Genomic DNA, 25,544 nt, shown 5'->3' with positions numbered 1-25,544 from the left:
TGTGCCTGTATCGCGTCCAGTTGGAGGTCTACGGCCACAATCACCGGGCCCGGCGGGTGTACGAGAAGGTGGGCGCCCCGAGGCCGCCCTCAGCGCCACGGCTCGATGACCGTCACCCCCGCGCCCGGTGCCGTGCCCATCGCGGTCAGTGCTGTCGGGGTCTCGTCGAGGGTGATCGTGGAGGTGGCCAGGAGGTCGGGGCGGAGTACTCCCGACCGGACCAGTTCGAGCATGGGCGGATAGGTGTGGGCCGCCATGCCGTGGCTGCCGAGGAGGTCGAGTTCCAGGCCGATCGCGCGGGCCATCGGGACCGGGGCCGTGCCGGACTCGGAGGGGAGGAGGCCGACCTGGATGTGGCGGCCCCGACGGCGCAGGCCGTTCACCGAGGCGGCACAGGTCGCCGGGGAGCCCAGGGCGTCCAGGGACAAGTGGGCGCCGCCGCCCGTCAGTTCGCGTACCGCCCGCGCCGTGTCCGGGGTGCTCGCGCCGTCCACGCACTCCGCCGCCCCGAACTTCCTTGCCAGTGCGAGTGCTTGGGGCGAGATGTCCACCGCGACGACCCGGGCTCCGGCGGCCGCCGCGATCATCACCGCCGACAGGCCGACTCCCCCGCAGCCGTGCACCGCGACCCACTCCCCCGGCGCGACCCGGCCCCGCTGCACCACCGCGCGGAACGCCGTCGCGAACCGGCAGCCCAGCGAGGCCGCCGTCGCGAAGGTCATCTCGTCCGGCATCGCGACCAGGTTCACGTCGGCGTGGTCGAGGGCGACGTACTGGGCGAAGGAACCCCAGTGGGTGAAGCCGGGCTGGGTCTGGCGCTCGCACACCTGCTGGTCGCCCGCGGCGCAGGCGGGGCAGGTTCCGCAGGCGCACACGAACGGGACGGTGACCCGGTCGCCGGGGTGCCAGGCGGTCACCCCGGGGCCCAACGCCTCGACCACACCGGCGAGTTCGTGGCCCGGGACGTGGGGCAACGTGATGTCGGGGTCGTGGCCCTGCCAGCCGTGCCAGTCGCTTCGGCAGAGGCCGGTCGCCTCGACCCGGACGACTACTCCGTGGGCTGCGGGGTGGGAGTCGGGTACGTCGCGTACTTCGGCCGGCTCTCCGTACCGCTCGAAGACCACCGCTCTCATCTGCGCTCCTCTTGCCGTTGCGGTCTGCGGGTGCGTCGTGGCTGGTCGCGCCCCGCGGCGGAGCCGCACATCGCTACGGCCCCGCGCGCCTTCGGGGCGCTCATCACCCGGCCCGTTCGGACCGAACCGACGTCATTCCCCCTCACCACGACTCCGAACCCGTACCCACCCCCTCCCCCGAAACCCTCTCCCCCCGCAACCTCAACGCGACCAACGGGAACACCAGCACCGACACCATCGCCGCCCCTACCAACGCCGCCGCGTCCGCCGACTTCAGCACCTTGTCGTCCACCCCGATCGTCGTGATGGCGACGACCAACGGCAACGCGGTCGAGGCGAACAGCGTGAGGGCGCGCCGGTCGCGGCGTACGAGATCGCGCGGGGCGAGGGCGTGCACCGGAAGGCCTCGGACGAGGAGGAACAGGGCCAGGAACACCGGGAGGAGGAGCAGGGCGTGGCCTCCGGAGAGGAGGGCGTCCAGGTCGAACTCGATGCCGGTGACCACGAAGAACACCGGGACCAGGAAGCCGAAGCCCATCGCCTCGATCTTCTCCAGGACCGAACCCGCGCTCTCCGGGGCCGCTCCGTGCAGCACCAGGCGGGTGATCAGGCCGGCGGCGAAGGCGCCGAGGAGGGTGTCGAGGCCGAGGGCCCCGGAGATGCCCAGCATGACCGCCAGGAGGAGCACGACGAGTCGTACGGCGAACTGACCGCTGCTGTGGAGGGTCTTGGCGATGATCCGGGAGAACCACGGCGGGCGGGGGCGCAGCGCCCACCACACGGCCGCCGCGGTGAGCAGGGCGAACGCGGCCAGGAGTGCTGTGGAACGGCCCGGTGCTCGGCCGCTCAGGAGCAGTGCCATCGCGATGATCGGGCCGAACTCCCCCACCGCGCCGACCGCCAGCATCACGGAGCCGAAGCGCGAGTGCAGGTCCCCGGCGTCACGCAGCACCGGCAGGACCGTGCCGAGGGCGGTGCTGGTGAGGGCCGTGCCGACGTAGACGCCCTTGGACCAGCCGGAGAGCGCGGTGGCGAGGGCCAGGCCCGCCGCCAGGGAGATCAGCCACGCGCGTACCGATCGTCCGAGTGTGTCCCCCCGGATCTTGTCGAACTCGATCTCGTATCCGGCGAGGAAGATCAGCATCGTCAGACCGAGGTCGGAGAGGGTGTCGATCACCTGTCCGTCGCCCGCCCAGCCGAGTACGTCCGGGCCGACCACGATGCCCAGCAGGATCTCGAAGATGACCAGCGGGACGGGGAGCCACCGGCCGATCGCGTAGGCCAGCAGGGGTGCGAGTACGGCGATGGTCATGATCAGGATGAGCGTCCCGGACTGCGACATGAGCCGTATCTACCATAAAGTGCCGGTAAATCTGCCCTGTAGGAGTACGAGGGGATTTGCCGTGACCTACTCTCCGCCGCCCGGTGCGCCCCGGGCCCGTATCCCCGGGCCGCAGCAGCCGCCGCCGACGTACCCCCAGATCCGCACCGGCCTGTGGAAGCACTGCCTGGGCGGCGGGCTGGCGCTGTGGGTGCTGACCGCGCTGGTCACGTACGCGACGAAGAACACCACCCTGCTGCCGACGCTGATCCTGCTCGGCAGCTTCCTGGTGCCGGTGACCTTCGTCCTGTGGGCGTACGAACGGCACGGGCGCGACCTGGGCGTGAGCGTGATCCTGGGCTGCTTCCTGACCGGCGGCACGCTCGGGGTGCTGGGCGCCTCGGTCATGGAGTACTACCTGCTGCATCCCTCGCTGTGGATGTTCGTCGGCGTCGGCCTCATCGAGGAGGCCGTGAAGCTGGGGGCGCTGATGTTCGTGCTGCGCCGGCAGCCCCGGCTGCACGGGATGCGCGCCGGGCTGGTGCTGGGCGCGACGGTCGGCTTCGGCTTCGCGGCCCTGGAGAGCGCCGGGTACGCCTTCAACGCGGCCGTCTCCACCAAGGGCATCGATCTGCGGGCGCTGTTGGAGACGGAGATCCTGCGCGGGGTTCTCGCGCCCTTCGGACACGGCCTGTGGACGGCGATCGCGGGCGGCGTCCTGCTCACGTACCGGCAGCTGAACGGGCGCTTCCGGTTCACCGGTCCGGTCGTCGGCACGTATCTCGGCGTCTCGTTGCTGCACGCCCTGTGGGACTCGACGCACGGCATCGCGATCTGGCTGGTGGCCCGGCTGTCGGGCACGGGCCTGGACCGACACCTGTTCGCCCAGGGGTACATCCCGCGGCCGACCGGCCGGCAGGAGCATCTGTTCACGATGTTCTCGGTGGGCGGGATGGTGCTCGTGGCCCTGCTCGGCGTGGCCTGGGTGCGGTCGCTGGCCCGGCGCGACCCCTCTTGGAGAAATACCCCCTAGGGGTATAGTCTGAGTACAGAGTGAGCCACCGTGGGCCACTCCGCGCCCATTACCCCCATCTGCCTCCACACGCCTCCACGAGGAGAACGACATGACCGCCCAGACCGACACCCAGGGTTCCGTCACCACCGTCTACAAGGTGAGCGGGATGAGCTGCGGACACTGCGAGGGCTCCGTCTCCGGCGAGATCTCCGGGCTGCCCGGTGTCACCTCGGTGAAGGCCGTCGCGTCGACCGGCGAGGTCACCGTCGTATCCGCCGCCCCGCTCGCCGACGAGGCCGTCCGCGCGGCGGTCGACGAGGCGGGCTTCGAACTCGTCGGCCAGGCCTGATCGGCACCGGTCAGCACCGGTCGGCACCAGTCTTCTTCGGTACGACGCTTCCGATTTCCGAAGTACGACGCCAATACGACGCTTCTGTTCTCCGACCGGGCCGTGCCGACCAGCTGATACTGGCTCCGCGCGGTCCGGTCCGATGTCTGGAGTCCGGACATGACCAGCACCACCACGATCGGCACCACCACAGAGACGCCCATAGCCGCGGGCCCCGAACCCGCCGCCGCCGACGTCGAGTTGCTCATCGGCGGGATGACCTGCGCCTCCTGTGCGGCCCGCGTCGAGAAGAAGCTCAACCGCATGGACGGCGTCACCGCCACGGTCAACTACGCGACCGAGAAGGCGAAGGTCAGCTACCCGGCGGGCATCCAGGTCGCCGACCTCATCGCGACCGTGGTTAAGACCGGGTACACCGCCGAGGAACCCGCGCCGCCGGAGCCCGAGGCGGAAGCCCCTGAGGACGCCCCGGATCCCGAACTCGCCTCCCTGCGCGAGCGGTTGACCGTCTCCGCACTCCTCGCCGTGCCCGTCGCGCTGCTCTCGATGATCCCGGCCCTCCAGTTCGACAACTGGCAGTGGCTCGCGCTCACCCTCGCCGCACCCGTCGTCGTCTGGGGCGGACTCCCGTTCCACAAGGCCGCGTTCACCAACGCCCGGCACGGCGCCGCCACCATGGACACCCTCGTCTCCGTCGGCACGCTGGCCGCGTTCGGCTGGTCGCTGTGGGCGCTGTTCTGGGGCGACGCGGGCATGGCCGGCATGCACGACGAGTTCCGCCTCACCGTCTCGCGTACGGACGGCGCCTCGACGATCTACCTCGAAGTGGCCGCCGGAGTCGTCGCGTTGATCCTGCTGGGCCGGTATCTGGAGGCCCGCTCGAAGCGCCGTGCGGGCGCGGCCCTGCGCGCGCTCATGGAGTTGGGCGCCAAGGACGTCGCCGTACTGCGGGACGGTCGTGAAGTATGGGTCCCAGTCGGCGAGTTGGTGGTCGGGGACCGTTTCGTCGTACGGCCCGGGGAGAAGATCGCGACCGACGGCACCGTCGTCGAGGGCGCCTCGGCGGTCGACGCGTCGATGCTGACCGGCGAGTCGGTGCCGGTGGACGTGGCACCGGGTGACACAGTCACCGGTGCGACCGTGAACGCCGGCGGACGGCTCGTCGTAGCGGCGAGCCGGGTCGGGTCGGACACCCAACTCGCGCGGATGGCGCGGATGGTGGAGGACGCGCAGAACGGCAAGGCCGAGGTGCAGCGGCTCGCGGACCGGATCTCCGGGATCTTCGTGCCGGTGGTGCTGCTGATCGCGGCCGGCACGTTCGCGGTGTGGCTCGGAGTCACCGGGGATGTCGCCGCCGCGTTCACCGCGGCCGTCGCCGTGCTGATCATCGCCTGCCCGTGCGCGCTGGGCCTGGCCACCCCGACCGCCCTCATGGTCGGCACCGGCCGCGGCGCCCAGCTCGGCATCCTGATCAAGGGCCCCGAGGTCCTGGAGTCCACCCGTCGCGTCGACACGGTCGTACTCGACAAGACCGGCACGATCACCACCGGCCGCATGACCCTCCAGGAGGTCCACGTCGCCGACGGCACCGACGAGCGGGAGCTGCTGCGGCTCGCGGGCGCCCTGGAGCACGCCTCCGAGCACCCCGTCGCGCGGGCCGTCGCGGCGGGCGCGGAGGAGCGGGTGGGACCGCTGCCGCCGGCCGAGCACTTCGAGAACGTGCCCGGCCGTGGCGTCCGCGGACGCGTGGAGGGCCGTGAGGTGGCCGTGGGGCGCCTCTTCGACGAGCTTCCGGAGGAGTTGGCCCGCGCCAGGTCCGAGGCCGAGAGCGGCGGACGTACGGCCGTGGTGGTCGGCTGGGACGGAGCCGCGCGCGGAGTCGTCGCGGTCGCCGACGCGATCAAGGAGACCAGCGCCGAGGCCGTACGCGAGCTGCGGGCCCTCGGGCTCACCCCGGTGCTGCTGACCGGCGACAACCGGGCGGTCGCGGAAGCGGTGGCCGCGGCCGTCGGGATCTCCCCCGGGGACGTCATCGCCGAGGTGCTGCCCGAGGACAAGGTCGATGTCGTACGACGGCTGCAGGGCGAGGGGCGGACCGTCGCCATGGTCGGCGACGGGGTCAACGACGCCGCCGCGCTCGCCACCGCCGATCTCGGGCTCGCGATGGGCACCGGGACGGACGCGGCGATCGAGGCGAGCGATCTGACGCTCGTGCGCGGGGACCTGCGGGCGGCCGCGGACGCGATCCGGCTGTCCCGGAAGACGCTCAGCACCATCAAGGGCAATCTCGTGTGGGCTTTTGGATACAACGTGGCAGCGCTCCCACTGGCCGCCGCGGGGATGCTGAATCCCATGATCGCGGGGGCCGCGATGGCCTTCTCGTCGGTGTTCGTGGTCTCCAACAGCCTGCGACTTCGGACATTTCGCTGAAGTTCCGCAAAGTTACCGGGAGTTACGGGAACCTGAAGTAAGAGTCCCTCTAGAGACCGACGACGGCCTCACATAAGCTCTTCACAAGGCTCGCGCATCATCCTTACGCTGGGGTCCCGACCACGACATCGGGGCTCTTGCGCACCTAACGGACATATGCAAGAGACGCAGATCACAGTGATGTGAACGTAACCATCGAAGGGGTTCGAAGGTCTAAGTTGACGATGTCAGCAAGCGTCTTGGGGGGCGCGAACTGGCATCTGAGGATGTCTTGGGGGACTTCCTCAGAGATGCGTTGCCGGGGCACGTACACCGGGGAGCTTTGAGCGGCCCTCCCGACGTGCGGTGTCCCGGCAGATCGCACACATCACTGGCTCCATCCAGTAGTACGAGGAGTTTTGCTCGTTCTACTCAACGAAGCCCAGCTTCATCGGGCTTCGGCAGTACGCAGTACAGCGATTCAGGCGCTGGTTCTCTAAGACGCCCGGCCGGATCCCGTGGGGGGAATCCGCACCGGGACATGGGAAGGCGCCCTGTACGCCGGCCCGTGGGGGGACCGTCGGCAGGGCGCCTTCTTCCCCTCTTTTTTCGAGCTCGGTTCGCCTCCGGGGCGCCGAAGTCGGTGTCGAGAGGCCGACCGTGCTCGACCCTTCGGGCCTCCTCGCGCTCGACCTCTCGACACCGACGCGCCCCTTCGGCTCACTCGCCGCGTTAGGCGAGGGAGTTGAAGGGGCGCGGTCTTGCTGTGGTCCGGAGTTTTGCGGTGGTGCAGTACTCCGGAGTCGTTGCTGCGCTGCGACGCCCCTTCGCTTAGGGACGCCGGGCACCGCTGCTTTTAGGGGCGCGGGGAACTGCGCGACCAGCCCCCGCTGGGCCCGCGGTGAACGAACTACGCGGACCCAGCGGAGCGATCAGCGACCCTCGACCGGGATGAAGTCCCGCTCGACGACCCCCGTGTAGATCTGGCGCGGGCGCCCGATGCGGGAGCCGGGCTCCTTGATCATCTCGTGCCACTGGGCGATCCAGCCCGGGAGGCGGCCCAGGGCGAACAGGACCGTGAACATCTCGGTCGGGAAGCCCATGGCCCGGTAGATCAGGCCGGTGTAGAAGTCGACGTTCGGGTAGAGGTTGCGCGAGACGAAGTACTCGTCCGACAGCGCGTGCTCCTCTAGCTTCAGCGCGATGTCCAGCAGCTCGTCGGACTTGCCGAGGGCCGAGAGGACGTCGTGCGCCGCCGCCTTGATGATCTTCGCGCGCGGGTCGAAGGACTTGTACACCCGGTGGCCGAAGCCCATCAGGCGGACGCCGTCCTCCTTGTTCTTCACCTTGCGGATGAAGGAGTCGACATCGCCGCCGTTGGCCTGGATGCCTTCCAGCATCTCCAGGACCGACTGGTTGGCACCGCCGTGCAGCGGGCCCCACAGCGCGTTGATGCCGGCCGAGATCGAGGCGAACATGTTGGCCTGCGAGGAGCCGACGAGGCGGACCGTCGAGGTCGAACAGTTCTGCTCGTGGTCCGCGTGCAGGATCAGCAGCTTGTCGAGCGCGGAGACGACGACCGGGTCGAGGTCGTACTCCTGCGCCGGGACCGAGAAGGTCATGCGCAGGAAGTTCTCGACGTAGCCGAGGTCGTTGCGCGGGTAGACGAACGGGTGGCCGATCGACTTCTTGTACGCGTACGCCGCGATCGTCGGAAGCTTGGCGAGGAGCCGGATCGTGGAGAGGTTGCGCTGCTTCTCGTCGAACGGGTTGTGGCTGTCCTGGTAGAAGGTGGACAGCGCCGAGACGACCGACGACAGCATCGCCATCGGGTGGGCGTCGCGCGGGAAGCCCTTGTAGAAGTTCTTGACGTCCTCGTGCAGCAGGGTGTGCTGCGTGATGTCGTTCTTGAACACGGTGAGCTCGTCGACGGTCGGCAGCTCGCCGTTGATGAGCAGGTAGGCGACCTCCACGAAGGTGGAGCGCTCGGCCAGCTGCTCGATCGGGTAGCCGCGGTACCGGAGGATGCCCTGCTCACCGTCGAGGTAGGTGATGGCGGATTTATAGGCGGCGGTGTTCCCGTAACCGCTGTCCAGCGTCACCAGACCGGTCTGGGCGCGGAGCTTCCCGATGTCGAAGCCCTTGTCGCCGACGGTGCTGTCGATCACCGGGTAGGTGTACTCGCCGTCGCCGTACCGCAGTACTACAGAGTTGTCGCTCACGTCATCCCTCACCGACGTTGTGCCTCTTCTTCGAGGTTGCCCTGACTGTCTCTACCATCCCCCATTTGGCGCAGGAGAGTGCACTCGGGGTCGACCATTGGGCCTATTGGCGGCACTCAGTGCCGCCAACCTGCTCATCCTGCCCCCTCCACCCCGCTGTCAGGAAGTGCTGTGTGACCTTCCTGACTCATTTGATCGATCATTTTTCATGCTCAGTCTGAAGTCCAGTGCCGTGCAGCGTCGTCCCGCGGACACCGTGCGCACGGCCTGTCCGATCGCCTTGCGCGATCCGACCAGCACAACCAGCTGTTTGGCCCGGGTCACGGCCGTATACAAAAGGTTCCGCTGGAGCATCATCCACGCGCCCGTGGTGACCGGGATCACCACGGCCGGGTACTCGCTGCCCTGGGAGCGGTGGATGGTCACCGCGTACGCGTGCGCCAGCTCGTCGAGTTCGTCGAATTCGTACGGCACTTCCTCGTCCTCGTCCGTCAGCACGGTGAGGCGCTGGTCCACCGGGTCGAGTGAGGTGACGACGCCGACCGTGCCGTTGAAGACGCCGTTCTCGCCCTTCTCGTAGTTGTTGCGGATCTGGGTGACCTTGTCGCCGACGCGGAAGACCCGGCCGCCGAACCGCTTCTCGGGGACGTCGGGGCGGCCGGGCGTGATCGCCTGTTGCAGAAGTCCGTTGAGGTTGCCCGCGCCCGCCGGTCCCCGGTGCATGGGTGCGAGCACCTGGATGTCCCGGCGCGGGTCGAGCCCGAACTTGGCCGGAATCCGGCGTGCCGCCACGTCCACGGTGAGCCGGCCGGCCTCCTCCGTGTCGTCCTCGACGAAGAGGAAGAAGTCCTTCATGCCGTCGGTGAGCGGATGCTGCCCGGAGTTGATCCGGTGCGCGTTGGTGATCACGCCGGACTCCTGGGCCTGGCGGAACACGCGCGTGAGGCGTACGGCGGGGATCGGACCGCCGTCGGCCAGCAGGTCGCGCAGCACCTCGCCGGCGCCGACGCTGGGCAGTTGGTCCACGTCTCCGACGAAGAGGATGTGCGCCCCTGGGGGTACGGCCTTGACCAGCTTGTTGGCGAGGAGGAGGTCGAGCATGGAGGCCTCGTCGACCACGACCAGGTCGGCGTCCAGGGGGCGGTCCTTGTCGTAGGCCGCGTCACCGCCGGGCTTGAGTTCCAGGAGGCGGTGGACAGTCGATGCCTCGGCGCCGGTGAGTTCGGCGAGGCGTTTGGCCGCGCGGCCGGTGGGGGCGGCGAGGACGACCTTGGCCTTCTTGGCGCGGGCCAGCTCGACGATCGAGCGGACCGTGAACGACTTTCCGCAGCCGGGACCGCCGGTGAGGACGGCCACCTTCTTCGTCAACGCGAGCCGGACGGCGGCCTCTTGCTCGGGGGCGAGCTCCACGCCGGTCTTCCCCTTCAGCCATGCCAGCGCCTTGTCCCAGGCCACGTCGTGGAAGCCGGGCATGCGGTCCGCTTCCGCGTGGAGCAGGCGGCGGAGCTGGGCGGCGAGGGAGAGTTCGGCGCGGTGGAAGGGGACGAGGTAGACGGCGGTGACGGGTTCCGAGTCGCCGTCGGGCCCGGGGACCTTCTCTCGTACGACACCGGGGTCGCCCGACTCCTCGTCCGGGAGGGCGAGTTCGGCGAGGCATTCGATGACGAGGCCGGTGTCGACCTGGAGGAGCTTCACCGCGTCGGCGATGAGCCGTTCTTCGGGGAGGTAGCAGTTGCCCTGGTCGGTGGCCTGCGAAAGGGCGTACTGGAGGCCCGCCTTGACACGCTCCGGGCTGTCGTGCGGGATGCCGACGGACTGGGCGATCTTGTCGGCGGTGAGGAACCCGATGCCCCAGACGTCGGAGGCGAGGCGGTACGGCTGGTTCTTCACTATCGAGATCGACGCGTCGCCGTACTTCTTGTAGATGCGGACCGCGATCGACGTGGACACCTCGACGGTCTGGAGGAAGAGCATGACCTCCTTGATCGCCTTCTGCTCCTCCCAGGCCTCGGCGATCTTCTTCGTCCGCTTGGGGCCGAGCCCGGGAACCTCGATGAGGCGCTTGGGTTCGTCCTCGATGATCTGGAGCGTGTCCAGGCCGAAGTGCTGGGTGATGCGGTCGGCGAAGACGGGGCCGATGCCCTTGACTAGGCCGGAGCCGAGGTAGCGGCGGATGCCCTGGATCGTGGCGGGGAGGAGGGTCGTGTAGTTCTCCACCGTGAACTGCTTGCCGTACTGGGGGTGCGAGCCCCAGCGGCCCTCCATGCGCAGGGATTCGCCGGCCTGTGCGCCGAGCAGCGCGCCTACGACGGTGAGGAGGTCTCCGGCGCCTCGACCGGTGTCGACGCGGGCGACCGTGTAGCCGTTCTCCTCGTTGGCGTAGGTGATGCGTTCCAGGACGCCTTCGAGGACGACGAGGTGGCGCTCGCCTGTGGGGTTGCCTCGATCTGCCGCCTGGGTGGACATGGGTCGACGGTACCGGGCGGGTGTGACAGCGCTCAGGGGAGTCGGCGGAGGGGGTGCTGCTTGAGGGCTTCGACGAAGGTGGTGAAGGCGGGGGCGGTGACTGTGAGGGGGGCTCGGGCCGGGGTCTTGGAGTCGCGGATGGCTATGTGGGCGGCGCCGTTGGCGATCTCTACGCAGGAGTCGCCGTCGCCGGGGCCCGAGTAGGACGACTTCCTCCACTTGTCGGGGGTGCCCATGGGGTGCCTCACAGCTCCTTCGCCAACCTGTGGATAAAGTCACGCGACCGTTCAGGATCGAGCGATGCAGCCTCCACTTTACGGAAGAGCGTTCGAAAGGCGCCCAGTTGGGCCTCGGAGTCGATGAAAGCCGCACCGTGGGGCGCATCACGCACCACGGTGTCCAGCTTGGGTACGAGGCCTCCCGCATAAGTCATCGCGCTCGCAGCGCCGGCGAACGCCTCCAGTTCGAAGGGGATGACGCGCACGGTGACGTGGTCGGCTTCGGAGAGTTCGACGAGACGGGCGAGCTGAGCTCGTGAGGCGGCGCGATTTCCCACCATGATGCGCAGCGCTGCCTCGTGGACGACCACCTCGTACGGGGTGGGGTTGGGGCCTTCGAGGATCACCTTGCGTTGCATCCGGTGACGGACGCGCGACTCAAGTTCCTCGTCCGGGAGTTCCGGGACGCGGTAGGCGTAGACGGCGCGAGCGTAGCCCTCTGTCTGAAGCGGGCCGGGGATGAACAGGAACTGGACCTCTCGCAGGAACGCGGCATGGTGTTCCAGTTCGGCGAGGTCGAGGAAGGGTGTGGGCAGTGCCCCTCGGTAGTCCTCCCACCAGCCGCGCGTCCGGTCGGTCGCGAGGGCGACCAGGGCATCGACGAACGCCTCGTCCGTGCATACGTAGTGGGACGCAAGGCGGCGCAGGCGCTTCTCGCTCACGCCCGCGAGTGCGGATTCGATATGGCTGATCTGGACGGGGCTCACTCCGAGCAGCGCCGCCGCATCGCGGGCGGCGAGGCCCGCCGCGTCGCGGAGTCTGCGAAGTTCGACTGCCAGGCGCATCTGACGTGCTGTTGGTTCGCGCCTCAGCGCCATCGACTGCTCCTTGGCTCAACACGCCTGTGGGCGCGACTCGTTCGGGGTCAGATTACGCGACCCGCTTGCAGAACATGAAGAATAAGACCTACCGTCAGTGACGCGACGCACACACTGCGGACATCCCGGGACACCGGAAGCGCACCACTCCGTCCTGCCAAGACGGCTGTGGCACTGCCACCGCCCGTGACATCCCGCAGTCCTCCGAAATCCCCACCACCGAACCGGAGTTGCCGCATGCCCGAAATCCCGACCCCACCCGTCCCCTGGGAGTACTGCCTCTACGTCCCGAACGACCTGCGCGCCGTCACCGTCAGCCGCCGTACCCTCCGGCTGATCCTCACGGTGCACGGCCTGATCCGGCTCGCGGACACCGCCGAACTCCTCGCGACGGAGCTGGTCGCCAACGCCGTACGGCATACGGAGGGGCCCGCTGCGCTGCGGGTGGGCTGGGCGGCGGGAGTGTTGCGGCTCGGGGCCTGGGACGCCGATCCCGAACCGCCGGAGCCGCCACGGTCGTTGGAGGAACTCGGCGACGCGGAGGAAGGCCGCGGACTCGCCCTGGTCCGGGCCTGCGCCGACCAGTGGGGCTGGCAGCCGCTGTCCCGGAACGGGAGCCGGGGGAAGCTCGCGTGGTGCGAGCTTGCGGCGGCTTGAGACGATGTTCTGCCCGGACTACCGCACAGGACAGGGCAGTTCGGGCTTCGAACGGTTCGGGGAGCACGTCACCAGGGACAGGGACAGATACGAGGGGCGTTCGAGATAGAAGCCGAGCGAGACGTCAGCCCCCGACTCCAGCCGCGCGGCAGCGGAGTTCATGAGGCGGGCCAGGTGTGTGGTGTCGCGCTGCGCTTCGGCGACGAACCGCGGCGCGTACTCCCCGAGTTGCTCCCCAAGCCATGACGCCGCCTCCTTCGCCTCGCTCCACGTGGCGCGCACGAGCGAGCGGGGCTTGATGAGCCAGTACGCCGTTTCGAGCGGCGGGAGATCCACCGTCGGGAACTCCGCGGCCACTTCGCGGTAGCGCTGGATCAGTTCCGGCTTGCGTCCAGCGGGAGGAGGCTCCGGATGCGGGGGCCGTCGTAGCGCCTCGTTGTCGAAGCTCGCTTTCGGGCCGGTCCACAGGTAGCCGTGGTGGTGCACCAGTCGTTCCCGTTTCGAGAAGTGCCGGCCGGGCCGGGCTCAAGGGCAGGTTGTGGACCCGGCCCGGTCGGCAGAGGGTGTGGATCAGGCCTTCAGGCCGAACCGCGCCGGGTCGATACCCGCCGCGTCCAACTCCTCCGTGGTAAACCGCAACGGCTCCGCGTCGAGCCGCTTGCTGTCGCCCAACGCCCAGGCGTCCGCACCGATCCGGGCCAGGGTCACGCACCCTTCGGTGCAGGGGCCACCGCACGCCTTCACGAACGATGCGCCGCTGAGGTCGAGCGCGTACAGGTCAGTTCCGTTCTGCATCGCTGCACCTTCCTGCTGAGCTGATCGCGGCCATGGCTGACCGCCGCCGCCCGTGTCATGGGCGGGAGTTCATGGAGGGGAGAGGGAGACCGACGCTTCAGCGATCTGAGCGCTTACCGCGTGCAGCGCAACGCGGGCACTGGCAAGGAGGCCATTCCGAGGTAGCCAGGGGAACCAGATCATCGCCGCCGAAAACAGATCGTTCAGGCTCCCAGGACCGTCCGGAGTCACGAGAGACCCGCATGGTCATCAAGGGGCGGTCGGCGAAGAGGTCCGAGCCGGATCTCATGCCGCATGCACCTTCGTCTGGTGTCGGCGAATCCTCACGTTGGCGTCGGAGACGGCGCTGATATCTCCGACGGAACGGGCGTTCTCGCGGGCCACCGACAAGGACAGGCAGCCAGAGCAACCAGGCACCGCCGAAGGCTCACGCGGCAATTCGGTCAGGCGCGTTCCTGCTGTAGCCCCGGTCTGAGGATCGGGCGTTCTCTCTTCGCTCTCCATGTCGCCATCTTCGGCGGGCCGCAGAAGCTTCTCTAGCCTGTTTCCTGTTCCCGCAAGAAGTCGTCGCGGGTGGTCTCGATGAAGCTCCGCATGCCGTCACCGGACAACGCCATTCGCTCGAATCCCTCAAACTTTTCGACGTAGAGTTCTACATCTCTGGGGTCCGTGACGACCACCTCGGCGTGGACCGTTTCTATCGTGACCATTCGGTCGTCGCGAATGACGAATGCGTGATTCGCGATATCGCGCTGCTGAACCCGCAGGGGAACTACCCGGATATCTACGTGAGAGAGCCGCGAAATGGAAACGATGCGGTCGAGCTGGGCAGCCATCATCTGCGGCGGGACGATTCGCCACCGCAGGACAGGTTCGGTGATGATGAACCGCAGTGACTTCTTGTTGTCGTAGAGGACCGCTTGACGTTCAAGTCGACCGTTGATCGTACGGGTGAGTGCGTCCTCACCTAGGTTGTGGCGTTGCAGAATGGCCCGGATGTATTCCGGTGTCTGGAGCAGACCAGGAACCAGGGCCGGTTGGAACAGCCGCAGCGTCGACATCTGAGTCTCCAGAGCCTTGGCGGCCTGCTGACCCTTATGGACTCCCATCCGCTTGAGGAGACGCCATGCTGTCGCCTCGGTCGCCGATACTCGTGCGGCCTCGGTGTACTCCGCCTTTACCTCGTCAGACACTCCGATGGCAGTCAGGATGCGCTCTATGTCCGCCGCGCCGGCTGCGAGCTTCGCATTCTCGATCTTGGACAGTTTGGACGGAGACATGAGGGCGCTGCGGGCCACCGCTTTGGCTTCCTTCCCGGATGCCACTCGCAGCGCCCTCAGCGCGGCTCCAAGCTGTGCCCTGTTCACGCCCGGTACTTGGCCCACCATTCGGTGAACGGCTCCGCCTGTGCGAGTGCCAGGTCACGGAATCGCCTGAATTCAGCCGTTCGTTCCGGCGACAGGACTTCCGCGCCCAGGAATTTCCCGGTTCCGTCGTAGTTCATGGCCGCCACGGACTCGGAGTCGAAGAACCAGAAGTCCGGCACGTTCTCCAGAGGGTTGGATCTGTCGGTGATGTCGAGGATGAAGAACTCTTCGCCCCCTGACATGTTCTTCTGGTACCCCCACCCGAGTTCGAACCTGAGATAGTCCGAGAGCGGGCGGAGCAGAATGTGAACCCGATAGATCCGTTTCCCCTGCTCCGTGTGCGATCGGAGCTCGTCGACCCAGCCCGCGTTGTAGTCGTCCGGCCGCGGCTCCCCGGCCAGGAAAGCGTGATAGGCGTCGACGTTTCCGGACTTGCTGTAGTCGTCGAGGGTTTCGAGGCGGAACGCCTCTCGCTCGAATGTGTCGAAGAGGTCCCCGAGGGTCCTAGACGAGGTTGTCACGGATGGCCTTCTGGATCAGTTCCATCGGGATCTCGACCAGGGTTTCATGAGCAGGGATCTCAAGCCCATGGTCGGTCGGCGTCTCACCCTGCACCAGGTAGGTGCCGCGATCCGTCGCATAGATCGTCGGGCAGTCCTTGATGTCGCACGTGCTGACCAGCTTGGTGACCTTCATGGTCCGGGTTCCCCTCCGCCATGGCACTGCCAGTACCCCGCTTCTGGGTTGATGCTCCCGAGCGAGGGGCGGACGGGTCAAGCGATCACGGTTGACGGAACGGGAAAGCGCGTAACCTCCCCCGATCCCCCTGCCCCGGGGTCGCCCAGCAGCCCCTCCGCACGCAACGACACCCACCCCCATCCCGTTCATCACAATCCGGTCACACCCCCTTGTTAACTCGCATGTAATCGATTCCAATCCTCCATGTAATCGATTCCACGAGGAGGTGGAACGACGATGGCGAGCATCAAGGACGTCGCCGCCGAGGCCGGGGTCTCCGTGGCCACGGTGTCGCGGGTGCTGAACGACCATCCGTCGGTCAGTGACGACGCACGTACCCGCGTGCTGGCCGCCGTAGCGGTGCTGGGCTACCGCCCGAACGCCGTCGCCCGTTCGCTGCGTACCGATCAGACCCGCACCCTCGGCCTGGTCATCAGCGACGTGCTCAACCCGTACTTCACCGAGCTGGCCCGCTCCGTCGAGGAGGAGGCCCGCGCCCTCGGGTACAGCGTGATCATCGGCAACGCCGACGAGCGGCCGGAGTTGCAGGACCACCACGTGCGGACGCTGCTGGACCGTCGTATCGACGGGCTGCTCCTCTCCCCCACCGACGGCGGTTCCGCCGGGATGCTGGACGCCGCGCGTGCCGGGACCCCCATGGTGTTCGTGGACCGGTGGATCCCCGGCCTGGACGTGCCCGTCGTGCGGGCCGACGGGCGGGCCGCCATCCGGGATCTCGTCGCCCACCTGCACGGGCTCGGGCATCGCCGGCTCGCCATCATCGCGGGGCCCGCTGCCACCACGACCGGCAGTGAGCGCGTCGCGGCCTTCCGGGACGCGCTCGGTGAATACGGGATCCCCCTGCCCGACGTCTACATCGGGCAGGGCGACTTCCAGGTCGAGAGCGGGCGGCGGGTCACCGAGGGCTTCCTCGATCTGCCCGAGCCGCCCGAGTTCGTGTTCGCCACCGACAACCTGATGGCCCTGGGTGCCCTGGACGCCGTACGCGCGCGTGGGTTGCGGGTTCCGGAGGATCTCGCGCTGGCCGCGTTCGACGACATCCGGTGGTTCGTGCACACCGATCCGCCGATCACCGCCATCGCCCAGCCCACGGGCGAGTTGGGGCGGGCCGCCGTGCGTGCGCTCGTCGACCAGATCGAAGGGCGGCCCCCGCCGTCCGTCACCCTTCCCGCCCGGCTCGTCGTGCGCCGCTCGTGCGGCGAGCCGTACCCCTCCCAACCTCCCGTCCGAATTCGAAGGAGCCAGTCGTGAGCAACGACGACGAGTTGCTGCGCATCGAGGGCATCCGCAAGACCTTCCCCGGTGTCGTCGCGCTGGACGGCGTCGACTTCGATCTGCGCCGGGGTGAGGTCCATGTGCTGCTCGGTGAGAACGGCGCGGGCAAGAGCACCCTCATCAAGATGCTCTCCGGCGCCTACCGCCCCGACGGCGGCCGCATCCTGGCCGGTGGCGAGGAGGTGCGCATCCACAGTGCGCAGGACTCCGCGCGGCTCGGGATCGCCACCATCTACCAGGAGTTCAACCTCGTTCCCGATCTGACGGTCGCCGAGAACATCTTCCTGGGGCGGCAGCCGCGTCGCCTCGGGATGATCGACCGGAAGCGGATGGAGGCCGATGCCGCCGTTCTGCTGGAGCGGGTCGGCGTGAACGTGTCTCCACGCGCGCGTGTCCGTGAACTCGGTATCGCGCGGCTCCAGATGGTCGAGATCGCGAAGGCGCTCAGTCTCGACGCGCGCGTGCTGATCATGGACGAGCCGACCGCCGTCCTCACCTCCGAAGAGGTCGAGAAGCTCTTCGCGATTGTGCGTCAACTGCGCGCCGACGGGGTCGGGGTCGTCTTCATCACCCATCACCTTGAGGAGATCGCCGCCCTCGGGGACCGCGTCACCGTCATCCGGGACGGGAAGAGTGTGGGGCAGGTGCCTGCCACGACACCCGAGGACGAGCTCGTACGGCTCATGGTGGGGCGGTCGATCGAGCAGCAGTATCCGCGTGAACGACCGGACACCGGCGCCGCGTTGCTCTCCGTCGAGGGGCTCACCCGGGACGGGGTCTTCCACGACATCAGCTTCGAGGTGCGCGCCGGTGAGGTCGTCGGCATCGCCGGGCTCGTCGGGGCCGGTCGTACCGAAGTCGTACGCGCGGTCTTCGGGGCCGACCCGTACGACACGGGGGTCGTGAAGGTCGGCGGCTCCGCGTTGCGCGGGCACGACGTCAACGCGGCGATGACCGCGGGGATCGGGCTCGTGCCCGAGGACCGCAAGGGGCAGGGGCTCGTCCTCGACCAGTCCGTGGAGGAGAACCTCGGGCTCGTCACCATGCGGGCCGCCACCAAGGGTGGGCTTGTCGACCTCAAGGGGCAGCGCGAGGCCGCGGCGCGGATCGCGAAGCAACTGGGCGTGCGGATGGCCGGACTCGGGCAGCAGGTACGGACGTTGTCCGGTGGCAACCAGCAGAAGGTCGTCATCGGCAAGTGGCTGCTCGCCGACACCAAGGTGCTGATCCTCGACGAGCCGACGCGCGGGATCGACGTCGGCGCCAAGGTCGAGATCTATCAGCTCATCAATGAACTGACCGCCGCCGGTGCCGCCGTGCTCATGATCTCCAGCGATCTGCCCGAGGTTCTCGGCATGAGCGACCGGGTGCTCGTGATGGCTCAGGGGCGCATCGCGGGCGAGCTATCCGCCGAACAGGCCACGCAGGACTCCGTGATGGCACTCGCCGTCAGCACACCCAGCACACCGACCCAAGCGACCACCGCTCAAGCAACTACCGCTGTGGAGGGCCACCGTGGCCACTGAAACGCTCAAGAGCACGCCGGGCGCGAGTGGCGCCACGGGGATCCGCCGACTGCTGCTCGACAACGGCGCGTTGACCGCGCTCATCGTCCTGGTCATCGCCATGTCGGCGCTGTCCGGCGACTTCCTGACCACCGACAACCTTCTCAACGTCGGTGTCCAGGCGGCCGTGACCGCCATCCTCGCCTTCGGTGTCACCTTCGTGATCGTCTCGGCGGGCATCGACCTGTCGGTCGGTTCGGTGGCGGCCCTCTCGGCCACCGTCCTCGCCTGGAGCGCCACCCAGCACGGCGTCCCGGTCTTCCTCGCCGTGATCCTCGCGATCGCCACGGGCATCGCGGCCGGTCTCGTCAACGGTTTCCTCATCGCCTACGGCAAACTGCCGCCGTTCATCGCGACGTTGGCGATGCTGTCGGTGGCGCGCGGTCTGTCGCTGGTGATCTCGCAGGGTTCCCCGATCGCCTTCCCGGACTCGGTCTCGCACCTCGGTGACACGCTGGGCGGCTGGCTGCCCGTGCCGGTCCTGGTGATGATCGCGATGGGGCTCGTCGCGGCCTTCATCCTCGGGCGGACGTACATCGGCCGCTCGATGTACGCGATCGGCGGCAACGAAGAGGCCGCGCGGCTCTCGGGGTTGCGCGTCTCCAAGCAGAAGCTCGCCATCTACGCCCTGTCCGGCGTCTTCGCCGCCGCCGCGGGCATCGTCCTCGCCTCCCGGCTCTCCTCCGCGCAGCCGCAGGCCGCCGACGGGTACGAGCTGGACGCGATCGCCGCGGTCGTCATCGGCGGCGCCTCCCTCGCGGGCGGCACCGGCAAGGCGTCCGGCACGCTCATCGGCGCGCTGATCCTCGCGGTGCTGCGCAACGGCCTCAACCTCCTTTCGGTGTCGGCGTTCTGGCAGCAGGTCGTCATCGGTGTCGTGATCGCGCTGGCCGTCCTGCTGGACACCGTGCGGCGCAAGGCGGGCGCGACTCCCGTCGCGGGTGCGGGCGGTGGCGGTGGCAGCAAGGGCAAGCAGGCGACCACGTACGCGCTCGCGGCCGTCGTCACCATCGCGATCGTCGGTGCCACCTCCTTCCTGCACAACGACTCCTCCACGACGTCGAAGCCCAAGCTCGGCCTGTCGCTCTCCACGCTCAACAACCCGTTCTTCGTGCAGATCCGGGCCGGTGCGCAGGCCGAGGCGAAGAGGCTGGGCCTGGACCTGACCGTCACGGACGCGCAGAACGACGCCTCGCAGCAGGCCAACCAGCTCCAGAACTTCACCAGTTCGAACTACGGCGCGATCATCGTCAACCCGGTGGACTCGGACGCGGCGAGCAACTCCGTGAAGGCCGCCGACAAGGCGAAGATCCCGGTCATCGCCGTCGACCGGGGCGTCAACAAGGCGGCCGTGGACACCCTCGTCGCCTCCGACAACGTCGTGGGCGGTGAACTCGCCGCCAAGACCGTCGCCGAGAAGCTGGGCGGCACCGGCAAGATCGTCATCCTCCAGGGCCAGGCGGGTACTTCGGCGGCGCGCGAGCGGGCCGAGGGCTTCGCCAAGGGGCTGAAGGCCTACCCCGGCATCCAGGTCCTCGCCCAGCAGCCGGCCGACTTCGACCGCACCAAGGGCCTCGACGTGATGTCGAACCTGCTCCAGGCGCACCCCGACGTCCAGGGCGTCATCGCCGCCAACGACGAGATGGCCCTCGGCGCGATCAAGGCGCTCGGTTCCAAGGCCGGAAAGTCGGTCTCGGTCATCGGCTTCGACGGCACGCCCGACGGTCTGACCGCCGTCAAGCAGGGCACGCTGTACGCGTCCGTGGCACAACAGCCCAGCCAACTCGGCAAGATTGCCGTGGACAACGCGCTGCGCGCGGCCCAGGGCAAGAAGGTGGAGTCCGCGGTGAAGGTGCCGGTGAAGGTGGTCACCAAGGAGAACGTGGCCGGGTTCACCGGCTGACCACGACACCGGCAACGACCGGATCAACGCTCCAAGTCACCACTGTGGGGAGTCAATTGATGTACGACTACGACCTCCTGGTCGTGGGATCGGCCAACGCCGACCTCGTGATCGGCGTCGAGCGGCGGCCGGCCGCCGGCGAGACGGTCCTCGGTTCCGACCTGGCCGTCCACCCCGGCGGCAAGGGCGCCAACCAGGCGGTCGCCGCCGCCCGGCTGGGAGCCCGTACGGTCCTGCTGGCCCGGGTCGGCGACGACGCGCACGGCCGGCTGCTGCTCGACTCGCAGCGGGCCGCCGGTGTCGACACGGTGGGCGTGCTGGTCGGCGGGGCGCCGACCGGGGTCGCGCTGATCACGGTGGACCCGTCCGGCGACAACAGCATCGTGGTGTCGCCGGGGGCCAACGGAAAGCTGTTCCCCGTCGACATCCAGGCCGCCGCGTGTCTCTTCCAGGCCGCGCGGGTGGTCTCCGTACAGCTGGAGATCCCGCTGGAGACGGTCGTGGAGGTCGTACGGAATCTGGCGGACGGCAGCCGCTTCGTGCTGAACCCGTCGCCGCCGCGGCCGCTGCCGTCCGAAGTCCTGGCGGCCTGCGACCCGTTGATCGTCAACGAGCACGAGGCGAAGGTGATCCTCGGGGACGCGTGTGTGAGCGAGCGGCCCGAGGACTGGGCGCGGATCCTGCTGGCGAAGGGGCCGCGTTCGGTGGTCGTGACGCTGGGCGCTGAGGGCGCGTTGGTGGCGTCCAAGGACGGGGTCACCCGGGTGCCGTCCGTGAAGGTGGACGCCGTGGACACGACGGGCGCGGGCGACGCCTTCACCGCGGCGCTGGCCTGGAAGCTGGGCACGGGCTCCGAACTGGCCGAGGCCGCCGCGTACGCGGCCCGGGTCGGTGCGGTGGCCGTCACGAGGAAGGGCGCCCAGGACTCCTTCCCCACGGCGGACGAGGTCGCCGCGCTATGAAGAAGGCAGGGATTCTCAACCGTCATCTCTCCGGCGCGCTGGCCGAGTTGGGGCACGGGGACGGGGTGCTGGTGTGCGACGCCGGGATGCCGATCCCCCGGGGTCCCCGGGTGGTGGACCTGGCGTTCCGGGCCGGGGTGCCGTCGTTCGAGGAGGTGCTGGACGGGCTGCTGGCCGAGCTGGTGGTGGAGGGCGCGACGGCGGCGAGCGAGGTACGCGGCGCCAATCGCGCGGCCACGGCCCTGCTCGACGCGCGCTTCCCCGACCTGGACCTCGTCTCCCACGAGCGGCTCAAGGAGCTGTCGGCGGACGCGCGGCTGATCGTACGGACGGGCGAGGCACGGCCGTACGCGAACGTGCTGCTGCGGTGCGGGGTGTTCTTCTAGAGGTGTGACAGTCCGGGAGAATGTGTAACGCTGTCAAATTCGAGGGGGCCCGGTCCGTCGACCGTGCCCCCTCGGGTTTTCCCCTCCACCATCAGGACCCCCACGATCCCCCCAGATCCCCCTCCAAGAGTCCTGATGTCAAGTACGACCCGCTCGGTGCGGGCAGGGTTGTACGGACTTCCAAGATTCTTTTGACGGAGACGACGAAGACACGGAGAGGGGCGGCCGGATGATCGGGACGTTGTTCCGGAGTGACGACGTGCCGGTGGAGGACCGGTTCGAGTACTGGCGGGAGTTGACCCATCAGGCGATCGCGCCCAGTCACATCAGCAGCGAGCACGCCGGGGACTTCTGGGCGGAGCAGCGGATGATGGAGCTGGGGCCGGTGTATGTGTGGCCCACGTCGTTGCTGCCGGCGCGCTTCGTACGGACCGAGAAGCTGGTGCGGCAGTGCGACCCGGAGACGTACCACCTGACGCTGGTGCTCGGCGGCGGCCTGGGCCTGGACCACGTGGGCCGGACCGATTTCTACGGCCCGCGCGACCTGTGGGTGACGGACAGTTCGCGCCCGTACGACGTCCACCCGTCGCCGGCGGACGGACAGCGGGCGATCGCAGGGGTCGGAGTGGACTTCCCCAAGGCGTTGATGCCGATGCCCCCGGACCGGATGCTGCCGTTGCTGGGCAGGCGGTTGTCGGGCCGGGAGGGTACGGGCGCGCTGCTGACGGGTTTCCTGGCCGGCCTGGACCAGCAGGCGGAGTCCCTGCGGCCGTCGGACGCGACGCGGTTGGGCACGGTGGTGGTGGACCTGGTGGCGGCGTGGTTCGCGCAGGTGCTGGAGGCGGAGTCCGCGCTGTCGCCGGAGACGCGCCACCGAACCCTGATCGCACGCATCCGGGCGTTCATCCGGGACAACCTGCACGATCCGGAGCTGACTCCGCCGGTGGTGGCTGCCGCGCACCACATCTCCTTGAGCTATCTGCACCGCCTCTTCCAGGAGGACGCCCGGGGCGAGACGGTGGCGGCGTGGATACGTACGCAACGTCTGGAAGGTGCCCGCCGCGACCTGGCGAACCCGGCCTTGCGGGACACCCCGATCCGCGCGATCGCCGCCCGCTGGGGCTTGTTGCGCGCGGCGGACTTCACGCGGTCGTTCCGCCAGGCGTACGGGTTGTCGCCGAGGGAGTACCGGATGCGGGGAGTTGAGTAGACGGAGAACCAACACCACGCATGGACTCTCCGCTAACGACAGTTCCGGCGCTCACCCCGCATCCTGATCATTCGGTGCCGGGTGCTCCATCGCCGCGGGGGTGTGCTGGAGCACCAGGGCACCGCCTTTCTCCAACCGGGCTCCCCGGCTCTCCGCGATCCGCCGGACATTACTCAGGGACTCGACCAACCGCCTTGCCAGATAGCGCAGTTCGGCACCGGTGGCGCGGTGCGCGGCGAGGATGGCATCGGCGTGCCCGAGCAGTTCGTCGGCCATCCCCAGCTGTACGTCTTCGACGTCGTCGGCCATGCGCGATACGTAGCCGGCGCCGTCGCCGACGACGTAACAGGGGTTTCCGTCCAAGGTGGTCCAGGGCAACAGGCGTCCTTGGAGGGTCACTTGCCGCCCTCCCGACGGGAAACACCGAGCGAGCCCATGCCGACACCGCGGAGTTCGTACGACGGGGTGGGCGGGCACGCACCGTCCCCGCGCTCTCCGGTGGCGTAGCGGGTGGAGCCGCCGACGTACGGACACGAATAGGGGCGGTAGCGCCTTGGCTTCAGGAACCGGGCGATGCGGGCGAACACGGTGACCTCCTGCTTTCCCTCGACTGCGAGCTGTGGCGAATCAGTCACAGAGTGGGGTCGGCGCTGGCTACGCTGCCAGTACCTGGAGGTTGACAGCGCGTACGTCAAGTTGGGGGTCGCGGCCATGACCGAATCTCGTTCGCCTCGGACGCAACGGGAGAAGTACGGGGAGGAGTTGAGGCTGCGGCGACTTGCGGCCGGTCTGACGCAGGAGGAACTGGGTGAGCTGGTCGTGTGCTCGCCGACGCTGATCAGCCACTGGGAGTCGGGGAGGCGGCTGCCGAGGCCCGATGACGCACGGCGGATCGATCAGGCGCTGGCGACGGACGGGTTCTTCCTTCGCTGGCTGGAGGACCTGGAGTCGAAGTACGCGGACCACTTCGCAGCCGTGGCCGAGCTGGAGCAACAGGCCACGCTCATCCAGCAGTTCGCTCTCTCGCTCGTTCCAGGCGTGTTCCAGACCGACGACTACGCGCGTGCGTTGTTCCGCGCGTACCGGCCGAACCACACCGCGGCGGAACTTGACGAGGCCGTTGTCATTCGAACAAAGCGTGCCCGGATTCTCGATGGCCCGTTGAACCCGGTCGTCTGGACGCTGCTCGACGAGTCCGTGCTGCGGCGCCGGGTTGGCGGCTCTCAGGTGATGGCCGAACAACTGCACAAGATCGGCGACTTGGCTGAAGCGGGGCGCATGCGACTGCACATCCTCCCGTTCGGCGTCGGAGCACACGCGCTCCAGCAGAGCCTGCTCACGCTCATGAGCTTCGACGACTCGGCCCCGGTGGCCTACGCCGAGGGCTTCCTCACCGGCAACTTGATGGATGATCCAGCGCTGGTGACCGCCGGCCAGACGGCCTACGCTCTGGTCTTGGGCGACGCCTTGTCGCAGCAAGAGTCACTGGCCCTCGTCAGAGCGGCAGCGGAGGAACACGCGCATGGTCAGCAGTGAGCACATCGTCTCCGACTCGTCCGCACTCACCGGGTGGTACAAGTCCAGCCACAGCGGCGGCGATCAGGGCGAGTGCCTTGAGGTCGCGCGCGGCTACGCCGGTGTGCCCGTCCGCGACAGCAAGGCCGTCACCGGCCCGGCGTTGGTGTTCTCGACCGACCACTGGGCGGCGTTCGTCGGTGCCGTCAAGGGTGGTCGGGTCTAGTACGTCGAGTCGGCAGCCGGCCATTTTCCAGGAGTGGGACTCCCGCACAGGTGAGTCCACCCACCGCACGGGAGCCCCACGCACACCTCACCGGCTCACAGCACGTGCTCCACGAACCGCGCCGCCGTCTCCGCCAGCACCTCGCGCCCGTCCCGCGCCCACAGTCCGTCGTTGAACAGCTCGACCTCGACGGACCCGGTGTACCCGGCCGCCTCGACGTACGACAGCCACTCCCGCATGTCGATCGCGCCGTCCCCGATCTGCCCGCGGCCGTTGAGCACACCCTCGGGCAACGGGGTGGTCCAGTCGGCGAGTTGGAAGGTGTGGATACGGCCGCCCGCGCCCGCCCGGGCGATCTGTTCGGGTGCCCGGTCGTCCCACCAGATGTGGTACGTGTCCACCGTGACGCCGACCTGCTGGGCGGGGAAGCGCTCGGCGAGGTCGAGGGCCTGGGTGAGCGTCGAGACCACACAGCGGTCGGAGGCGAACATCGGGTGCAACGGCTCGATGGCCAGCCGTACGCCCCGCTCCTCGGCGTAGGGCCCCAACTCCCCCAGCGCGTCGGCGATCCGCTCCCGCGCGCCGTGCAGGTCCTTGGAACCGGCCGGGAGACCGCCCGACACGAGCACGAGGGTGTCCGTGCCAAGGGTGGCCGCCTCGTCGACGGCCCGGCGGTTGTCGTCCAGGGCGCGGGACCGCTCGTCCGGGTCGATCGCCGTGAAGAAGCCGCCCCTGCACAACGTTGTCACCGCGAGCCCCGCGTCGCGGACCAGCTTCGCGGTCTCCTCCAGGCCGTACGACTGGACCGGCTCGCGCCAGAGGCCGACGCCGGGGACGCCCAACTCCAAGCAGGCGTCGACCAGTTCGGGCATCGACAGCTGCTTCACCGTCATCTGGTTGATGGAGAAGCGCG

Annotated in this window: 26 protein-coding genes; 12 read left to right on the top strand and 14 right to left on the bottom strand. The window is 68.6% G+C overall.

Annotated features, from left to right (window positions below):
- Positions 1 to 89: 89 nt before the first annotated feature.
- Together OG714_RS32375 and OG714_RS32370 are read right to left on the bottom strand one after the other, a co-directional pair.
- On the bottom strand, positions 90 to 1,133 hold the full coding sequence (locus OG714_RS32375) for a zinc-dependent alcohol dehydrogenase family protein (protein WP_406126314.1): 1,044 nt from the start codon (positions 1,131 to 1,133) through the stop codon (positions 90 to 92).
- A 142-nt stretch (positions 1,134 to 1,275) separates the two neighbouring features.
- Complete coding sequence (locus OG714_RS32370; protein WP_406126312.1) at positions 1,276 to 2,475, bottom strand: cation:proton antiporter; 1,200 nt, start codon at positions 2,473 to 2,475, stop codon at positions 1,276 to 1,278.
- Positions 2,476 to 2,536: 61 nt separating this feature from the next.
- On the opposite strand from OG714_RS32370, the gene OG714_RS32365 reads away from it, so the two are divergent.
- The 3 genes from OG714_RS32365 to OG714_RS32355 all read left to right on the top strand — a co-directional run bounded on the left by OG714_RS32365 (position 2,537) and on the right by OG714_RS32355 (position 6,248).
- A complete protein-coding gene (locus OG714_RS32365) occupies positions 2,537 to 3,487 on the top strand; it encodes a PrsW family intramembrane metalloprotease (protein ID WP_406126311.1) in 951 nt (316 codons plus the stop codon).
- Between the two features lie 91 nt (positions 3,488 to 3,578).
- Positions 3,579 to 3,818 carry a heavy-metal-associated domain-containing protein gene (locus tag OG714_RS32360; RefSeq protein WP_406126309.1) on the top strand — a complete coding sequence of 80 codons (240 nt, stop codon included), beginning with the start codon at positions 3,579 to 3,581 and terminating at the stop codon, positions 3,816 to 3,818.
- A 159-nt stretch (positions 3,819 to 3,977) separates the two neighbouring features.
- Positions 3,978 to 6,248: a heavy metal translocating P-type ATPase gene (locus OG714_RS32355; protein WP_406126308.1), complete on the top strand. Its 2,271-nt coding sequence runs from the start codon at positions 3,978 to 3,980 to the stop codon at positions 6,246 to 6,248.
- A gap of 911 nt (positions 6,249 to 7,159) precedes the next feature.
- On the opposite strand, the gene OG714_RS32350 is transcribed toward OG714_RS32355, so the two are convergent.
- The 4 genes from OG714_RS32350 to OG714_RS32335 all read right to left on the bottom strand — a co-directional run bounded on the left by OG714_RS32350 (position 7,160) and on the right by OG714_RS32335 (position 12,011).
- Entirely contained in the window at positions 7,160 to 8,449 is a 1,290-nt protein-coding gene (locus OG714_RS32350) for a citrate synthase (protein WP_406126306.1), read from the bottom strand.
- A gap of 159 nt (positions 8,450 to 8,608) precedes the next feature.
- On the bottom strand, positions 8,609 to 10,915 hold the full coding sequence (locus tag OG714_RS32345; protein WP_406126304.1) for an ATP-dependent RecD-like DNA helicase: 2,307 nt from the start codon (positions 10,913 to 10,915) through the stop codon (positions 8,609 to 8,611).
- A gap of 32 nt (positions 10,916 to 10,947) precedes the next feature.
- Complete coding sequence (locus OG714_RS32340) at positions 10,948 to 11,151, bottom strand: DUF397 domain-containing protein (protein WP_406126302.1); 204 nt, start codon at positions 11,149 to 11,151, stop codon at positions 10,948 to 10,950.
- An 8-nt stretch (positions 11,152 to 11,159) separates the two neighbouring features.
- A complete protein-coding gene (locus OG714_RS32335; protein ID WP_406126301.1) occupies positions 11,160 to 12,011 on the bottom strand; it encodes a DUF5753 domain-containing protein in 852 nt (283 codons plus the stop codon).
- Between the two features lie 237 nt (positions 12,012 to 12,248).
- Here OG714_RS32335 and OG714_RS32330 point away from each other — a divergent pair, with 237 nt between their 5' ends.
- A complete protein-coding gene (locus tag OG714_RS32330; RefSeq protein WP_406126300.1) occupies positions 12,249 to 12,668 on the top strand; it encodes an ATP-binding protein in 420 nt (139 codons plus the stop codon).
- A gap of 18 nt (positions 12,669 to 12,686) precedes the next feature.
- Here the strand turns inward: OG714_RS32330 and OG714_RS32325 are convergent, their stop codons facing one another.
- From OG714_RS32325 to OG714_RS32305, 5 genes are all read right to left on the bottom strand, one after another.
- Positions 12,687 to 13,154, bottom strand: a complete 468-nt coding sequence (locus OG714_RS32325; RefSeq protein WP_406126299.1) for a hypothetical protein — start codon at positions 13,152 to 13,154, stop codon at positions 12,687 to 12,689.
- Between the two features lie 84 nt (positions 13,155 to 13,238).
- Entirely contained in the window at positions 13,239 to 13,463 is a 225-nt protein-coding gene (locus tag OG714_RS32320; RefSeq protein WP_406126298.1) for a DUF397 domain-containing protein, read from the bottom strand.
- A gap of 536 nt (positions 13,464 to 13,999) precedes the next feature.
- A complete protein-coding gene (locus OG714_RS32315; protein ID WP_406126296.1) occupies positions 14,000 to 14,830 on the bottom strand; it encodes a helix-turn-helix domain-containing protein in 831 nt (276 codons plus the stop codon).
- Positions 14,827 to 15,351 carry a DUF6879 family protein gene (locus OG714_RS32310; protein WP_406126294.1) on the bottom strand — a complete coding sequence of 175 codons (525 nt, stop codon included), beginning with the start codon at positions 15,349 to 15,351 and terminating at the stop codon, positions 14,827 to 14,829. The genes OG714_RS32315 and OG714_RS32310 overlap by 4 nt, the downstream gene beginning before the upstream one ends.
- Positions 15,335 to 15,526 carry a hypothetical protein gene (locus OG714_RS32305; RefSeq protein ID WP_406126293.1) on the bottom strand — a complete coding sequence of 64 codons (192 nt, stop codon included), beginning with the start codon at positions 15,524 to 15,526 and terminating at the stop codon, positions 15,335 to 15,337. Before OG714_RS32305 ends, OG714_RS32310 begins: the two co-directional genes overlap by 17 nt.
- 279 nt (positions 15,527 to 15,805) lie before the next feature.
- On the opposite strand from OG714_RS32305, the gene OG714_RS32300 reads away from it, so the two are divergent.
- From OG714_RS32300 to OG714_RS32275, 6 genes are all read left to right on the top strand, one after another.
- A complete protein-coding gene (locus tag OG714_RS32300; protein ID WP_406126291.1) occupies positions 15,806 to 16,840 on the top strand; it encodes a LacI family DNA-binding transcriptional regulator in 1,035 nt (344 codons plus the stop codon).
- A complete protein-coding gene (locus OG714_RS32295; RefSeq protein WP_406126289.1) occupies positions 16,837 to 18,390 on the top strand; it encodes a sugar ABC transporter ATP-binding protein in 1,554 nt (517 codons plus the stop codon). The genes OG714_RS32300 and OG714_RS32295 overlap by 4 nt, the downstream gene beginning before the upstream one ends.
- A complete protein-coding gene (locus OG714_RS32290) occupies positions 18,380 to 20,332 on the top strand; it encodes a substrate-binding domain-containing protein (RefSeq protein WP_406126288.1) in 1,953 nt (650 codons plus the stop codon). Before OG714_RS32295 ends, OG714_RS32290 begins: the two co-directional genes overlap by 11 nt.
- A 59-nt stretch (positions 20,333 to 20,391) precedes the next feature.
- Positions 20,392 to 21,294 (top strand): ribokinase, encoded by a 903-nt coding sequence (locus OG714_RS32285; RefSeq protein WP_406126286.1) that lies wholly within the window; start codon positions 20,392 to 20,394, stop codon positions 21,292 to 21,294.
- Positions 21,291 to 21,680, top strand: a complete 390-nt coding sequence (rbsD, locus tag OG714_RS32280) for a D-ribose pyranase (RefSeq protein ID WP_406126284.1) — start codon at positions 21,291 to 21,293, stop codon at positions 21,678 to 21,680. The genes OG714_RS32285 and rbsD overlap by 4 nt, the downstream gene beginning before the upstream one ends.
- Before the next feature lie 229 nt (positions 21,681 to 21,909).
- The gene (locus tag OG714_RS32275; protein ID WP_406126283.1) at positions 21,910 to 22,890 is read left to right on the top strand and encodes an AraC family transcriptional regulator; all 981 of its coding nucleotides are present in this window, start codon (positions 21,910 to 21,912) and stop codon (positions 22,888 to 22,890) included.
- Positions 22,891 to 22,941: 51 nt separating this feature from the next.
- Here the strand turns inward: OG714_RS32275 and OG714_RS32270 are convergent, their stop codons facing one another.
- A complete protein-coding gene (locus OG714_RS32270; RefSeq protein WP_406126281.1) occupies positions 22,942 to 23,268 on the bottom strand; it encodes a hypothetical protein in 327 nt (108 codons plus the stop codon).
- A 17-nt stretch (positions 23,269 to 23,285) separates the two neighbouring features.
- Positions 23,286 to 23,477 carry a hypothetical protein gene (locus OG714_RS32265; protein WP_406126280.1) on the bottom strand — a complete coding sequence of 64 codons (192 nt, stop codon included), beginning with the start codon at positions 23,475 to 23,477 and terminating at the stop codon, positions 23,286 to 23,288.
- A gap of 124 nt (positions 23,478 to 23,601) precedes the next feature.
- On the opposite strand from OG714_RS32265, the gene OG714_RS32260 reads away from it, so the two are divergent.
- Positions 23,602 to 24,426: a Scr1 family TA system antitoxin-like transcriptional regulator gene (locus tag OG714_RS32260; protein ID WP_406126278.1), complete on the top strand. Its 825-nt coding sequence runs from the start codon at positions 23,602 to 23,604 to the stop codon at positions 24,424 to 24,426.
- Positions 24,413 to 24,631, top strand: coding sequence for a DUF397 domain-containing protein (locus OG714_RS32255; RefSeq protein ID WP_406126276.1), 219 nt, complete (start codon positions 24,413 to 24,415; stop codon positions 24,629 to 24,631). The genes OG714_RS32260 and OG714_RS32255 overlap by 14 nt, the downstream gene beginning before the upstream one ends.
- 95 nt (positions 24,632 to 24,726) lie before the next feature.
- Here OG714_RS32255 and OG714_RS32250 read toward each other — a convergent pair whose 3' ends face one another.
- Positions 24,727 to 25,524 (bottom strand): sugar phosphate isomerase/epimerase family protein, encoded by a 798-nt coding sequence (locus OG714_RS32250; protein WP_406132035.1) that lies wholly within the window; start codon positions 25,522 to 25,524, stop codon positions 24,727 to 24,729.
- Positions 25,525 to 25,544 lie beyond the last annotated feature (20 nt).

The sequence above is a fragment of the Streptomyces sp. NBC_00989 genome (assembly GCF_045162655.1).
GTDB lineage: Bacteria > Actinomycetota > Actinomycetes > Streptomycetales > Streptomycetaceae > Streptomyces.
The sequence above is the reverse complement of the archived record's forward strand: the minus strand, read 5'-3'. Positions and strand labels throughout refer to the sequence as shown.

Excerpts from the sequence above, each read along its gene's own strand:
- OG714_RS32360 (WP_406126309.1), top strand. The coding sequence starts at position 3,579 with ATGACCGCCCAGACCGACACCCAGGGTTCCGTCACCACCGTCTACAAG.
- OG714_RS32320 (WP_406126298.1), bottom strand. The coding sequence starts at position 13,463 with ATGCAGAACGGAACTGACCTGTACGCGCTCGACCTCAGCGGCGCATCG.
- OG714_RS32250 (WP_406132035.1), bottom strand. The coding sequence starts at position 25,524 with ATGACGGTGAAGCAGCTGTCGATGCCCGAACTGGTCGACGCCTGCTTG.
- OG714_RS32355 (WP_406126308.1), top strand. The coding sequence starts at position 3,978 with ATGACCAGCACCACCACGATCGGCACCACCACAGAGACGCCCATAGCC.
- OG714_RS32300 (WP_406126291.1), top strand. The coding sequence starts at position 15,806 with ATGGCGAGCATCAAGGACGTCGCCGCCGAGGCCGGGGTCTCCGTGGCC.
- OG714_RS32275 (WP_406126283.1), top strand. The coding sequence starts at position 21,910 with ATGATCGGGACGTTGTTCCGGAGTGACGACGTGCCGGTGGAGGACCGG.
- OG714_RS32330 (WP_406126300.1), top strand. The coding sequence starts at position 12,249 with ATGCCCGAAATCCCGACCCCACCCGTCCCCTGGGAGTACTGCCTCTAC.
- rbsD (WP_406126284.1), top strand. The coding sequence starts at position 21,291 with ATGAAGAAGGCAGGGATTCTCAACCGTCATCTCTCCGGCGCGCTGGCC.
- OG714_RS32370 (WP_406126312.1), bottom strand. The coding sequence starts at position 2,475 with ATGTCGCAGTCCGGGACGCTCATCCTGATCATGACCATCGCCGTACTC.
- OG714_RS32255 (WP_406126276.1), top strand. The coding sequence starts at position 24,413 with ATGGTCAGCAGTGAGCACATCGTCTCCGACTCGTCCGCACTCACCGGG.
- OG714_RS32260 (WP_406126278.1), top strand. The coding sequence starts at position 23,602 with ATGACCGAATCTCGTTCGCCTCGGACGCAACGGGAGAAGTACGGGGAG.
- OG714_RS32340 (WP_406126302.1), bottom strand. The coding sequence starts at position 11,151 with ATGGGCACCCCCGACAAGTGGAGGAAGTCGTCCTACTCGGGCCCCGGC.
- OG714_RS32375 (WP_406126314.1), bottom strand. The coding sequence starts at position 1,133 with ATGAGAGCGGTGGTCTTCGAGCGGTACGGAGAGCCGGCCGAAGTACGC.
- OG714_RS32335 (WP_406126301.1), bottom strand. The coding sequence starts at position 12,011 with ATGGCGCTGAGGCGCGAACCAACAGCACGTCAGATGCGCCTGGCAGTC.
- OG714_RS32305 (WP_406126293.1), bottom strand. The coding sequence starts at position 15,526 with ATGAAGGTCACCAAGCTGGTCAGCACGTGCGACATCAAGGACTGCCCG.
- OG714_RS32285 (WP_406126286.1), top strand. The coding sequence starts at position 20,392 with ATGTACGACTACGACCTCCTGGTCGTGGGATCGGCCAACGCCGACCTC.
- OG714_RS32345 (WP_406126304.1), bottom strand. The coding sequence starts at position 10,915 with ATGTCCACCCAGGCGGCAGATCGAGGCAACCCCACAGGCGAGCGCCAC.